This window comes from Porphyromonas sp. oral taxon 275 (assembly GCF_018127745.1).
Taxonomy (GTDB): domain Bacteria; phylum Bacteroidota; class Bacteroidia; order Bacteroidales; family Porphyromonadaceae; genus Porphyromonas.
Map to the genome: position 1 here is coordinate 2,072,466 of NZ_CP072333.1, position 13,141 is coordinate 2,085,606.

Annotated in this window: 8 protein-coding genes and 3 tRNA genes; 4 read left to right on the top strand and 7 right to left on the bottom strand. The window is 56.7% G+C overall.

All coding sequences use genetic code 11. The features are described 5' to 3' along the window. Window positions 1-487: 487 nt before the first annotated feature. The 5 genes from J4862_RS08320 to J4862_RS08340 form a co-directional block, all read right to left on the bottom strand. Entirely contained in the window at window positions 488-3,013 is a 2,526-nt protein-coding gene (locus tag J4862_RS08320) for a TonB-dependent siderophore receptor (RefSeq protein WP_211788636.1), read from the bottom strand. Window positions 3,014-3,523: 510 nt separating this feature from the next. Then, window positions 3,524-3,594, bottom strand: a tRNA-Gln gene (locus tag J4862_RS08325). A 7-nt stretch (window positions 3,595-3,601) separates the two neighbouring features. After that, a tRNA-Val gene (locus J4862_RS08330) sits at window positions 3,602-3,676 on the bottom strand. 100 nt (window positions 3,677-3,776) lie between these two features. Beyond that, window positions 3,777-4,790, bottom strand: a complete 1,014-nt coding sequence (locus J4862_RS08335; RefSeq protein ID WP_211788637.1) for a DUF4249 family protein — start codon at window positions 4,788-4,790, stop codon at window positions 3,777-3,779. A 12-nt stretch (window positions 4,791-4,802) separates the two neighbouring features. Next, entirely contained in the window at window positions 4,803-7,196 is a 2,394-nt protein-coding gene (locus J4862_RS08340) for a TonB-dependent receptor (RefSeq protein ID WP_211788638.1), read from the bottom strand. 655 nt (window positions 7,197-7,851) lie between these two features. Here J4862_RS08340 and J4862_RS08345 point away from each other — a divergent pair. The 4 genes from J4862_RS08345 (at window position 7,852) to J4862_RS08360 (ending at window position 10,398) form a co-directional block, all read left to right on the top strand. After that, window positions 7,852-7,939: transfer RNA gene (locus tag J4862_RS08345), tRNA-Ser, on the top strand. 295 nt (window positions 7,940-8,234) lie between these two features. Beyond that, a complete protein-coding gene (locus J4862_RS08350) occupies window positions 8,235-8,546 on the top strand; it encodes a DUF3853 family protein (RefSeq protein WP_211788639.1) in 312 nt (103 codons plus the stop codon). 293 nt (window positions 8,547-8,839) lie between these two features. After that, entirely contained in the window at window positions 8,840-9,733 is an 894-nt protein-coding gene (locus tag J4862_RS08355) for a toprim domain-containing protein (RefSeq protein WP_211788640.1), read from the top strand. A gap of 251 nt (window positions 9,734-9,984) precedes the next feature. Continuing rightward, complete coding sequence (locus tag J4862_RS08360; protein ID WP_211788641.1) at window positions 9,985-10,398, top strand: hypothetical protein; 414 nt, start codon at window positions 9,985-9,987, stop codon at window positions 10,396-10,398. Window positions 10,399-11,717: 1,319 nt separating this feature from the next. On the opposite strand, the gene J4862_RS08365 is transcribed toward J4862_RS08360, so the two are convergent. Further along, window positions 11,718-12,590, bottom strand: coding sequence for an immunity 22 family protein (locus tag J4862_RS08365; protein ID WP_211788642.1), 873 nt, complete (start codon window positions 12,588-12,590; stop codon window positions 11,718-11,720). Between the two features lie 111 nt (window positions 12,591-12,701). Further along, window positions 12,702-13,091: a hypothetical protein gene (locus J4862_RS08370; protein WP_211788643.1), complete on the bottom strand. Its 390-nt coding sequence runs from the start codon at window positions 13,089-13,091 to the stop codon at window positions 12,702-12,704. Between the last annotated feature and the right edge of the window lie 50 nt (window positions 13,092-13,141).

The following is a 13,141-nucleotide window of genomic DNA, read 5'->3' on the forward strand; positions in this document are numbered from 1 at the left end:
GCTGCGCCGCTGCGGCTAGCCCGCCCAAGGAGGCGCCACGCTGCCCTCCCCTCTATATATCAAGGAGCATAAGTGCCCGAGCGTACCGACTCTGGGGCAAAGGTAGGCCTTCCCTCGGCGCGACGCAACGCATACGCGGGATACCCCGCTCACGCCGCCTAAGCCAAGGTGAAGATACACAATTGCTCGGCGCGCGAGGCGCTACGCCTTGGGGTACGCGCTGCTGAGGGATATCCCTCACGCGGCTGACTGCCGTCCCTCAGCGTCCCGATGGATATCCGTCAGCACCCTCACTGATACCCCTCAGCGAGCCCCGAGGCTGAGGGCCGCACGGTGGGTGGCTGGAGCGGGCTGCTTGGGGTAGGCTTCGTGTATCCGTCGCCCTTAGCCTAAGAACCATAATAGGACAAGGGTCAGCCCAGCCCCCTAGAGGAGCTTAGGCTGACCCTTGCCGTGCTGCTGGCCTTGCGCGCGGCGGGCGGTAGTGCTAGAAGCGGTAGGTCGCGCTGAGCTTCAGCGAGCGTGGCGCCCCTGGGAAGGAGCGTAGCTTGTCGTAGCCCGAGATGAAGTAGCGCTTGTCGAGGAGGTTGTCTAGATTAAGCTGTAGCTGCAGGTCACGTACCTTGTAGTAGAGGGCGGCGTGCACGAGGGCGTAGCCTGGGTAGCTGATGGCATAGCTGCGGCGGCCGACCTGCCCCAGCCGCTCAGAGACCCCATGCACCCCGAGGCCGAAGCCGAAGCCACGTAGGAGTCCCCGTGGGACGATGAACTTCGACCAAAGGCTCCCCGAGTGGCGTGGCGTGCTGGGGCGCTGTAGCCCGAGGTCCTTCGTCCCTGCGGCGGCCTTGGTGATCTCGGCCTCATTGAGGCCATAGTTGGCGGTGATGCTCCAGTAGGGCGTGAGCTGCCCCGCTACATCCAGCTCCAGACCGTGGCTGCGCTCCTCTCCGATGGGCACCATCAGGTCGGGCTGACCGGTGATGCCAGCATTGTAGAGCGTATTGCGCTGCGTGAGGTGGTAGGCCGCGGCTGTCACGCTGAGGCGTCCACCGAGGTATTCACCCTTGGCGCCCAGCTCCCACAGCTCGCTCTCTACGGGATCGAAGGGACCTCCCGCGGCAGGGTTGCTCTGCACGGCGACACTCTGCGGCTCGAAGCCGCGCAACCAGGTCCCGTAGACATTGGTGCTCGGCAGCAGGCTGTAGACGAGCCCTATGCGCGGCGTGAAGGCACGCTGCTCAGTGCGCTGCTGGGCGCCCTTGGCGTCCTTGACGACATCGGTGAACCACTCGTAGCGCAGTCCTAGCAGCAGCTGCAGACGCTGCCAGCTGAGCTGCTCCTGCAGGTAGAGGCCACTGGCGTACTGCGTCGTGGGCTTGACGGTCTTGGACTCGTAGAGGTACTTGGAGATGTCCTGGTACTGGTTGCCCGAATTGGTGTTTAGGTCGAAGGCAGGGACGTTCGTCCGTGGGTTGCCGTCCTTGTCGAGGAGGTAGTCTGCGGCCTTCTTGGCATTGTAGCTCTTAGTCGTGCCGCCATTCTTGAGCAGGTAGCCGCCCGCCTCGATGTAGGACGAGCTGGGGAGCATATCGGTGCTGAAGAGGTCGTAGCCCAGGAGGAGCTTGTGCCTCAGTGCCCCTGTGCGGGTGTCCCAGGTGAGGTAGTTGTTGAAGCTATTGTTGCGGAAGGAGCGCAGGCGCTGCGTCACGCGCATCAGCACGCGGCTGGGGTCGTCGCTGCCATCGGCCTTCTTAGCGAAGGCGTTGTCCTGCGAGTGCTCCCGCAGGTCCTCGTCGTAGGTGGAGTAGAGGTAGGTGCTGCTGAAGAGTAGCCCTGGGGCGAGCTGGTGGCTCAGGGAGAAGGTGAGGTTGGTCATCCGCTCGCGGAGGTAGTCGTTCGCCGCGGACTGCGTCGCGCTGATGGGGCGCGAGTCAAGCGCTCCGTCACCGAAGATCGCCAGCCCACGGTCGAGCTTGCCCGAGCTAGCGCTATAGACGAGGTCCATCCCGAGCTGCGTGCGCTCGGAGAGGCGATAGGTCAGCGAGGGGGCGACGATATAGCTCGTCAGGCCCTGCAGGTCGCGGAAGCCGTCGGTGTCCTCATAGCCGAGGTTGAGGCGATAGAGGAGGCTCTTGCGGCTATTGAGCGGCCCTGTGAAGTCGCTATAGGCGCGCAGCGTGTGCCAGCTGCCCGTGGTGAGGCTCAGCGAGCGACGCTGTACCTCTAGCGGCTTCTTGGTCACGCGGTTGATGACGCCGCCTGGGGCTGCGTTCCCGAAGAGGGCCGAAGAGGGGCCCTTGATGACCTCGACGCGCTCGATATTGGCCAGTGAGGACTGACGCCAGAGGCTCGTCTGGGTGCGCATGCCATTGATGAGGTTGCCCGAATTGCGGTTGCCCGTAGCGCGGAAGCCACGGATGGAGAAGTCGTTGTAGAAGGAGTACTGGTGGATGCCACTGATGTTGCGGACGACATCGTTGACCGTCGTGGCGCCTTGGTCGAGGACGAGCTCCTTGGTCACGTAGCCTATGGACTGAGGTACGTCCTTGAGGGCGGTGGCGGTCTTCGTCCCGACGAAGGAAAGGTTATTCTTATAGCTCTCGGCGCGGCGCCCTAGGACATCCACGGTGGGGAGGAGGTCCTCGCGCTCACGCAGCGCAAAGTCTATATGCTGGTGCATCTCGGGGCGGTCGTCCTGCCCGAGGCTGATGATGCGCTCCTGAGGATGGTATCCCAGGGCATGCACCACGAGGACGTACTGCCCTCGGGGGACGTCGGGTAGGAGGAAGAAGCCCGACCGTCCGCCCTGTACCTTCAGGGGGAGGCCCTTGATGCTGATGATGGTCTCGGGGATGGGACTGCCGTAGATATCGGTGATCTGACCGCGTAGGTCGTAGTGCCCGGGGCGCGGGCTATGTGCAGTCTGCGGCTCGGTGCCGCCTGCTGCCTGGGGCGTCTGGGCGGTGGCGAGGCTGCTCGCGGCCAGAAGCGCTAGGAGTACTGGGAGCTTCACGTAGGTGCTATCTAGAGTTATATACCTAGGGGCGGGCTGCGGCCTAGAGCCGCTACGCACCCGCCTCTGTCTGCGCTGCAAAAGTACGCCAAAGCCTTGCCCGCCGTACGCTCAGCTCTGAATTTACCTAGATGTAGGGATAGCCGCCCGTCGCTGTCCCCCTAGCCTTGGGGAGCTCTGAGCTGCCCCTTAGCCTCCTCCGCCCTTCGCCCGAGCGGTACCGACTGATATCCCTCAGGTAGCTCACTGCCGTCCCTCAGCCGCCCCACTGATATCCCTCGCCGTCCTTCACTGATATCCCTCGGCGCCCTAAGGAATATCCCTCAGCACCCTGATGTATCCTCGTCAAGCTCCCGAGGAAGATTCCTCAGCGAGCCTCGAGGCTGAGGGTCGCGCGGCGGGAGGCTGGGGAGGGCAGTGTCGCACCTAGGCTCGGGACGCTGCTCGTAGCGGTAGCTGCATAAAGCGACAGCGCGCATGAGCTGGAACTCATGCGCGCTGTGCCTCGTGTTGCCTCATAAGGACTCGAACCTTAACAAACAGGACCAGAATCTGTTGTGCTACCATTACACCATGAGGCAGTGTTTGTGAACCTTGGCGGACTCGAACCGCCGACCCCCACCCTGTCAAGGTGATGCTCTAAACCAACTGAGCTAAAGATTCATCGCTGCAAAGGTAAGGCTTTTTTCCGAATTTGCAAATATCCCCCTGCAAGCTAAGTCAGGAAGCTAGGCCAACTTACTGGAGACTAAAGCCTAAAACGCTAGGGAAGCCGATCCACGACGAGCACGCGATCCGCTGCGATCGAGACGAGGCCTACGCCAGAGGAGGTATTGGAGGGGAACTGCAGCGGCGTGGCCAGGAAGTTATCCTCTGAGTAATCGCCGGCCTCCAGCGTGTTGAGCTGCTTCATATAGAGGTAGGCCTCGCGGCTGATGGCCTGCAGCACGAGCTCGAGGCGAGGCGCTAGCTTCGGGTCGGGGCTCCCATAGCTCCCGCCCCAGCGAGCCAGCGGATAGTCGCTGTCGAACTCCAGCACGGCTTGCCCGCCCTGCATCAGTCGGTCGGAGAAGACCTGCGTCTTATTGCGCGCGGGGCGTCCGACCAGCTCCCCGATGCCGTCGTCCTTGCGCCCCTTAGGGATCACCTCGCCGTCATTGAGGATGAGGCTATTGTCCACATCGAGGGGGAGGTAGTCTATATGGTAGCGCAGCACGCCCGCAGAGGTACGCCAGGGATGCACCACCCTCAGGGCGATACGGTAGTAGTTGGTCTCGGCCACGGGGTCCCGCATCTCTACCCTCCAGTGTAGGAGGCCTCGCGTGGTGGACTGTCCCGAGCTGGAGGCTCGGCGGACGCTGGCGGTGAAGGGCTGCGGCTGGGCCGGGATCTCGAGCTCGGAGCTTACCTCAGTGCCGTCGCTGCGGTCGGTGGCGGTGATGCGCACACGATCGCCTGGAGCGAAGCGTAGGTCGGGGCGCAGCAGCCCCGCCGCCAGCCGTGCCGTCTGCGCGTAGCGCTCCTGGCCGTTGACCTCGACGCGGATACCTGCCTCCAGTACGTAGCGGGCAGCGCCCTGACCTGTGCGTGTCAGCTGCAGCGCAGGGTATTCGGTGGAGGAGAGGAGCGAGCCGTAGAGCTCGCCGAGGCTGGTGGAGGTGATATAGTTGAGCGTCAGGCGGCGCTCGGCGCTCTTGGTGATGGGGAGCTCCTTGCGGCAACTGGTCCCAAGGCTGAGCAGCACGAGCGCGCTGAGGAATATACGGTAGGGTGACATAGAGCGTAGGGGCTAGAACTTATAGGTATAGGACACGGAGGGCAGGATGGGTAGGATGCTGTACTGGTAGAGCTTGAGGCGGTACACATCCCCACTCCCGTTGCCCGCGACGCTGTAGTCGCGCGAGGGGATGACGAAGCTAGGGTTCTGCTGGTTGTAGGCGTTGTAGAGGCTGAAGTTCCAGATCGACTCGTGCCCGCGGCGGGTGACGCGGCGCAGGTTCGCACTCAGGCTGAGGCGGTGCGTCACGGGCAGGCGATAGTTATTGCGTCGCTCTACGAAGGGTGCCTCCCCGGTGATGTCCGAGCCCTCGGGACGGGCTAGGGACATACGCTCCAGCGGTAGGGTGATGACGCCGCCGCTGAAGAGCTCCCAGGCTGCCGAGAGCTCGAAGCGCCGGCTGAAGTGCTGCGTCACGACGAGGTTGAGGTGATGGCGGCGGTCGTACTTGTAGGGGTACCAAGCGCCGCCGTTGATCTGCCCGTCCTCGTAGCGGCGCTGGCTATGCGCCCAGCTGTAGCTGAGCCAGCCCGTCGTCCGACCCAGCTGGCGCATCAGCATCAGCTCGAGGCCGTAGGCGCGCCCTTCGCCCTGAGCGACCTTCTCCTCCCAGCCTGCGGAGCTGCCGATGAAGCTCGCACCATCCTTATACTCTAGCACGTGGTGCATCTCCTTATAGTAGCCCTCCAGCGAGAGCGACCAGCCAGGGAGCCCCGAGAAGCTCAGCCCGAGGCTCAGCTGGTCGGCGTACATCGGGCGTATGCGCTTGGTCACGGGCACCCAGAGGTCGGAGGGGAGGGTAAGGGTGGAGGAGGTGAGCAGATGCACGTGCTGCGCCATACGGGTGTAGCCAGCCTGCAGGAGCCAGTCGGGGTGCAGACGCCAGCCGAGGGCCAGGCGTGGCTGCAGCGAGAGGTACTGCTTGCCCTCGGTCACGTAGAGACTGGTGCGCAGCCCAGCGTCTACCTGCAGCTGCCCCAGCTGACTGCGGCTCTCGAGGTAGGCCGAGAGGTCCTGGGCGGGCAGCACGCGTGCCTTGCCCAGCAGCTCGGGCAGGTCCTCGACCTCTACCTGCCCCCCACGCTCACTGCGCGAATAGGCGGACATCGCCTCGGGGCGGAAGCGGTGGTGGATGTAGTCGAGGCCGAAGCGCAGCTGCTGCCTATTGGAGTGGAAGTAATTGAGATGCCAGGCAGCCGAGAGGTCCTCGATGCCCGAGCGGTAGGCCGAGCGGCTCTGGTAGCGCTCGCGCTGCCGCTGCTCCTCGCTCTGCATATTGATGTGGAAGCTGTAGCCCGTATAGGCCACCGAGAGGTCGCTATAGAGGCGGGGAGAGAAGACGTGGTTCCAGCGCAGCGCTCCGAGGGTATTGCCCCAGTGGAAGCCCCCCTTGTTATGCTCGGTGCGCACTAGGTCGGGCGAGGAGGAGCCGTAGTGCTCGCGGAAGTCCGACCAGAAGCGGTCACGGCCGTTGTAGAAGCTCAGGAAGAGGCGGTCACGCTCGCTGAAGCGGTGCTGCAGCTTGGCGTAGAGGTCGTAGAAGTAATAGCCGCCGCGTTCGTCCTTGGGCATGAAGGCACGGGCCAGTAGGTCGGCATAGCTTCGCCGCAGCGAGAGGTTAAAGGAACTTCGGCCCTTGACGATCGGGCCCTCGACCTGCAAGCGCGAGGAGACAAGCCCGAGCTGGAGCGCTCCGTGGTAGTGCTGCAGGTCGCCATCCTTGGTGCGCACGTCGATGACCGAGGAGAGGCGCCCGCCGTAGCGTGCGGGGAAGCTGCCCTTATACAGGTCCACCGTCTTCACCGCCTCGGGGGTAAAGACGGAGAAGAAGCCCATCAGGTGGTCTACATTATATAAGGGGGCGCCGTCCAGCAGGATGAGGTTCTCGTCCGAACCGCCGCCACGTACATGGATGCCCGCACTGCCGTCGCTGCCCGACTGCACGCCAGGCATCAGCTGCAGGGCCTTCATAAGGTCGGCCTCACCCAGCAGGCTGGGGACTTTCTTGAGGATGTGTACGGGTGCCTGCAGGACGCCCAGCTTATCGAGGTTGAGCCGCTGGCGCTCGGCCGTGATCACGACATCCTCCAGCTGACCCGTAGGACGCAGCTGCAGGCGAAGCGTCGTGTCACGCTCCAGCTGGATGCGGAGGCTGTAGGGCGCGTAGCCTAGGTAGCGGGCGCTGAGCTCGTGTGTCCCTTGTGGGAGGCGTAGGCTGTAGAAGCCTTGGCTATTACTCATCGTCCCCTGCCCAAGTGCTGGGGCGTAGACGCTGGCGCCGATGAGGGCCTCATGCGAAGTGGCGTCCTCGATGTAGCCGCTTACGGTGACGTAGCCTTGCTGGGCTGCTGCAGGGCTCGCACCGAGCCCCACGAGGAAGAGTAGAAGGGTAAGGAATTGCTTCATCTTATGCTCATGGAGAGCCTTTCGAGCTCTCTGATGACGGTGTGTTACTGCTGTCGCAGCCGCTTTGTGCCGCTGTCGGTATCTGCTTGTATTACGAATAGCGCCCACTTGTATGGCGAATAGCGCCTCTTTGTGCTACTGATGGTGTCTACTTGTACTACTAATAAAGCCTAGTTTGATTCGCTCCTGCGCGGCCTCCAGCTCCCAGCCGAGTGCCGCCGTGAGCACAAAATTACAGCTTTATCCTAGACCTTGCATTGCCCTCTGCCTCATTGCCCCAGCGAGCTACGTGCTGCACCCCGAAGGACAAGGGGCCGTATGCTAGCGAGCTCCCCAAGGAGCCTCAACGCACTTAGCTAGGGACCTCAGCAGGCTCCCCTCTTTGCCCTGCCACTCCGACGGATACCCCTCAGCGCGCTGACTGACGGCTCTCACGGCGCTGACGGACGCCCCTCAACGAGCTGAGGGATATCGGTCAGCGTGTCCCGCCTTATAGGAGGGATCGCTGAGGCTGATCAATACGCCTGCCATCGACCAAGGCAGAGGATCCGCCGAGGCTTCGTGTGCCCTTGACGCACTCAGCCGAAGGACGCTATTTGCTTCTCTAGCGAACAATGTTTATCTTTGCAGTGCTTTCCAGCAAACTAAGAACTAGGGAGAGGTGCTCGAGTGGTTGAAGAGGCACGCCTGGAAAGTGTGTAAACGCCAAAAGCGTTTCGCGGGTTCGAATCCCGCTCTCTCCGCAATAAAGGGTGTAAATCAGCAACTTACGCGATTTACGCCCTTTTCTACACCCAGAAATACCGATAGCTTATAAGGCGACAAGCCGAGCCCTTGGAGCTTCTTGATGGAGCCCAAAGGGCTCGGCTTGTTTTCTCTCATTTGCCTGATACTTCCTCCCCTTTCCCAGGCTATTCGGACGTGCTCATTTCGCCTATACATTTGCAGTGTCAGAGCCATTCAAGACGATGCTTGAAGACTCTCGAAGACTCATAAAGATACATTCAAGTGGATTGACACCGCAACGTATAAGCAACTATGACACTAAACGAACTCCTCGAGAAGCCCGTATGGCAGATGAAGGGTGAAGAACTACTCTTCCTCACCCAACAGAAAGTAATGCAACCAGAGGGAGCAGAATCCGAGATGTCTTCCGCCAAAGAAGAAAGACACTTCGTTTACGGGCTATCTGGGCTTGCCCGGCTTTTTGGGTGTAGCCTCCCCACAGCCAATCGCATCAAGCAGAGCGGAAAGATCGATCGGGCTATCACTCAAGTCGGACGAAAGATCATCGTCGATGCAGACCTTGCACTTGAGCTAGCAGGACGCAAATCAGGAGGACGAAGATGAACGCTTGCACCCATTCCTGCGATCCATCACCCGATATGGAGGAAGTATGGAAACGCTCGCTCATCCGAGTTACTGACAAATTCTCCTCCACAAAGGAATGATTGTCAAAGAGGCGAGAGGACGCTATCGCTTCAACTCTGACCGGCACCACTAAGTCCCTGGATTGGTCGGTCGGACGCAGGCTATATATACCTGACCATCCGACCAACCATAAATATAGAATGGTCGGACGGAAGGGGTGCCTATAGTAAACGTCCGACCGACCAAAGAAGAACCGCCAAAGAAAAAACAGCATGCAGCTACACGACATCAAGCAAATACCCATCGTGGACTACTTAGCACAAACTGGCTATAAGCCTAAGCTCATCAAGGGCGTGAACTATTGGTACTGCTCCCCGCTACGCACAGAGCTCACGCCTTCGTTTAAAGTCAATGCAGAGCGCAACCAATGGTATGACTTCGGCACAGGAGACCACGGAGACATCATTGACCTCGTTTGCGCTCTCCAGCATTGTTCCACAGCAGAAGCTATGAGAAGCCTATCGAGACTAAAGGAAACACTGTCTGCTGAGTCTTTTTCTTTTGGAGGAATCATTCCTGTGAGATCACAAGCTCCCTCAATGGAGCTTATCAGCGTACAAGCCGTGATGCATCCCAAGCTCTTACTGTATCTCTCGGAGCGAGGGCTACAGCGCTCTGATGTCTCCCCCTTCCTATCAGAAGTCTATTACAGGGTCTCCGAGAAGTGTTTCTTTGCCCTGGGATTCCCCAATGATGCTGGAGGATGGGAGCTACGCAATCCCTACTTTAAGGGCTGTTTTGCTCCCAAGGCCATAACGACAATCAAAGGAACTGATAGTCACAAGCTACAGCTCTTCGAGGGCTTCATGGACTTTCTCTCTTGGCGGAAACTTCACCCCGAGGGGCAAGCTGACAGCATCATGCTTAATTCGCTCACCCTACTTCCGAAACTCATACCCTCGCTTCATCCCTACGCTATAATTGAGACCTTTCTTGATAATGATGAAGCAGGGGATCAAGCAACGAAACAACTCATCGACGCTGGGCTACCCGTCAAGGATATACGAGCGTGCTACGCTCCCTATAAAGACATCAACGAGTATCTCATTCTGGCGGAGCAAAGGAAGCAGATCCTCACTCCGCGCAAGCGAGGACTGCGTCGATAAAGCAATGCACTCAGCTCCGCAATTAGAAGAGGTCAATCTCGAGATCTCGAGATCTCGATTAATTAATTTCTCGACATCTCGAGCCTAAGCTTGCTCGAGCGCCAGAGAAATAGAGTGATCGGTAGAGGCTATGAAGCATTCCTTCTTGATACTGGCAAGGTGTGTCTTTGTCCCACAAACTGTCGTTTGTCGCACAAAGACCCTTGCCCCCAAAGGGGGATCAATCACTCCGAAGTCGTGATAACAGAACAATGGAAAAGCAGAAACAGAACAAGCCTGATGGCAGATGTGCCACCTGCCCTCGATGGGATAGATGGCACATCAGAATACCCAACCCCCAAGACCAACAAAAGCTTATCGAGCTATACCATAGGTCGGGGGCAAAGACAAAATCAGACTTCCTCCGAGCTCGACTCCTAGACGAGAGCTTTAAGGTCATCACCGAGGATGAATCTGCAGAGGAGTACTATCGTAAACTCTCTAACATTACAGCACAGATTCAGAAGATCGGCATCCTCTATAACCAAACAGTGAAGGCTATCAACAGCTACCACTCGGTCAAGGCTGCACAGGTAATGCTTCAACGATTAGAGCAGTTCTCACAGCAAATAATCTCCCTAGAGCAACAGGCCATTGAGCTAACTCGGGATTATCAGACTCGATAACCCCTAAGCGTCCGTGTATGATGAAGCTTTGATATGGCAAGGGAGCTACCAGCCTATCTCTGTCATTGCAGAGATCCTTGACGAAGCTGGCTCCGATAGCCTCTGCGAGACTATCGAAGCCAACTATAAGCGTGAAGCAGGAGACCCTAAGCCTTGCCGCCAGTGAGATCGAGCGGATTAAGAATGATACTAATCTCAGCCATCTATTCAAGGAGTAGGAAGGTGCTTAGAACTCATCATATTCAGAGTATCTGAACCGATCCAAGATTCTTAGTGTGTCGGCTTCGCGGATGTACCAAACTGTGATGAGGCTATCAGCTTTAACTCTCCAAGTAAACTCCAGTATCCATGTATCATGTGCCAAACGTTGTTTCATTGGAAACTGCTGTTCAACAGGGTGCCTAAATTCGTCATGCTTCTCTTGCAAGATAAAGCTATCACGACAAAGTGGCTCATAGAGGCTATCCAGTTCCATGGGAGTGTAACTAGTCGGGAGCTTCTGAGGCGGTGTGTGTTGCGATTGCTCCCTACTAGGACCTGTGCAGGCGAGGAGACTAGAGATAAAGCAAGAAACCTGAAGAATCTTCGTGAACACGCTCATAAACTACACTTCTATTACTTCACTGAATCAGAATAGCGACCAAGGGAAAGGAAAGATCAATGGCTAGAACTCATCATGCTCTGAGAATCTGAAGTGTCTCAGTTTCCTCAGCGTGTCAGCTTCTCTTACATACCAAACGGTGATGAGGCTATCAGCCTTCTCCCGCCAAGTAAACTCCAGGATCCAGGTCTTATGAGCCATCCGTTGCTCCATAGGGAAGAGCCTCTCTGTCGGATTTCTAAACTCATCATGTAGCTCCTGCAAGATAAAGCTATCCCGGCAAAGAGGCTGATAGAGCTGATCCAATTCCTGGGGCATATAAGTCGTAGGACATACTCTATGAACAGCATGAACTGCTCGTCGCTCTTTCCCACAGCAAGAGCAAACAACAAGACATACTGAAAGGCACACGCCTAGAATGAGAGCATTGATTCTGTCCATATACCAGGCCATCTATTACTTTATCAATCTTGAAACAACGATCTAAGAGATACTCCTTCATGCCATTGCCAGCTCGCCCGAGGGGCTGTAGCTATACTGAGTAAGTCCGTAGCGGTCATCCTCGATTGAGAGGAGCCGATCGGCACTGCCCCAGTTGTAGGGGCGGGAGTGGTGGGAGTGGCGCTGCTCCACCAAGCGTCTCGTACGACTATCGATAAGACGACCGATACCGCCATAATAGCAGAGCCCTCTACTATAGGGTCTTCAGATACGATTCTTACTCCCAAACCAGAGTCCCTAAAAACGTAAGCCCATTATAACTCTCGAGTTCATCAAGATCTTTCTTCTTTCGTTTGATTAGAGCAGGAGTATCTCGTTTATAAATAGAGATATGCCTATCCTTGCTCTTATCCCTAAACCCATTAGCTATATAGCAGAATGCAACGTTGGCACTTTCAATGCCCTTCTTATCTAGTCTAAAGCTGAGTACGTCGTACAACTTGGGCTCATTGACCACCGCTTCCAGTAGAGCATTTCCTGGCAATGGGGTATCAACCATCTTAAATGAAAGAAGTTCAGGATAGTAATAGTCTAGCCCCACATCTTTGCAAAACTGACAACGAAGCTCAGGAGCTGGTGTCTTCCTACTGATGCCTGCTTGATAGTCCTGTAAAGCCTTTATATAGTCTTCTTGATTGAAGTATTCCATAAACTCGGCTTCCGACTTATCCGTATTCCCAATGAAGACCGAGAATTCCATGCCAGATGTTGAATACAGGCTGTTAATCTCTTTTGTCGAATACTGAAAGTCTCCGAGATAAGATACCGATGATGCAAGGATAGCTTGACTCGGAGCGATACCATGCCTCGTTGGATAGCATATCAACGCATTTGCCTTTTGTAGATTTAAAGGAGCACAGGCTTCTTGGAGCAACTCTGTTTTCGCTGGGGCAAAGGCTAGAAAGTCATTAGTACTATCACTTTCTTTGAGGTACTTCGCTATGAGAAAATCCTCATCGAAGTCGTCAATCCCCATTTCTTGGCAAAATGTTCTTAGCCCCTCAGTATCTCCATCGCCTTTCACTATATCTAAATAGCGTTCAAAGGACTCTTCCATTGGGAAATACCCAATCCAAAACATCATCTTCATAACTATCACTTTTTGTTTTTATACCCAACTACATGCTCTTCATGCATTGTCTGAATTATCCTTAGAGCGTCTTCTTTTGTTCCTGCTAGTTTCAGTTTTGAGATTAAATCTTTATGAAAGAGGTAACTCGGTTTTGAGCGGTGATGTGCTCCCGTATACAGCATAGTCAAATATCAGATCTTTTGGCTTCGTCTGCCCTGAATCGAACCAGCTCGCCATAAGCATTACGCTCATAGCTGAGCTGAGCTCCGGACTACTCCGTAAAGATACAATAAGTCCGTGTTTTTCATCGCTTTGCTCCATGAGATGCGTACCACAGCACTCCTCGACAGGCAAGCCGAGACTGTTGTAGCTGTAGGTCTGCTCCTCGATCTTGTCGCAGTCGTGGGTAATGCGTGTGACACGGCCACACTTGTCATACTCGTGTGAATAGAGTAGACAGGCGAATAGTAAGAGAACAACTATGCTATCTACAAAATATGAAAGCGTATAGCGATGCATAAGCTATCTCATAGTTCTTCGAACAAAAAGAAGGAGGATAGTCCTTCCAA

Coding starts and splice junctions, on each gene's coding strand:
- J4862_RS08335 (WP_211788637.1), bottom strand. CDS start 4,790: ATGTCACCCTACCGTATATTCCTCAGCGCGCTCGTGCTGCTCAGCCTT.
- J4862_RS08340 (WP_211788638.1), bottom strand. CDS start 7,196: ATGAAGCAATTCCTTACCCTTCTACTCTTCCTCGTGGGGCTCGGTGCG.
- J4862_RS08350 (WP_211788639.1), top strand. CDS start 8,235: ATGACACTAAACGAACTCCTCGAGAAGCCCGTATGGCAGATGAAGGGT.
- J4862_RS08355 (WP_211788640.1), top strand. CDS start 8,840: ATGCAGCTACACGACATCAAGCAAATACCCATCGTGGACTACTTAGCA.
- J4862_RS08360 (WP_211788641.1), top strand. CDS start 9,985: ATGGAAAAGCAGAAACAGAACAAGCCTGATGGCAGATGTGCCACCTGC.
- J4862_RS08365 (WP_211788642.1), bottom strand. CDS start 12,590: ATGAAGATGATGTTTTGGATTGGGTATTTCCCAATGGAAGAGTCCTTT.
- J4862_RS08370 (WP_211788643.1), bottom strand. CDS start 13,091: ATGCATCGCTATACGCTTTCATATTTTGTAGATAGCATAGTTGTTCTC.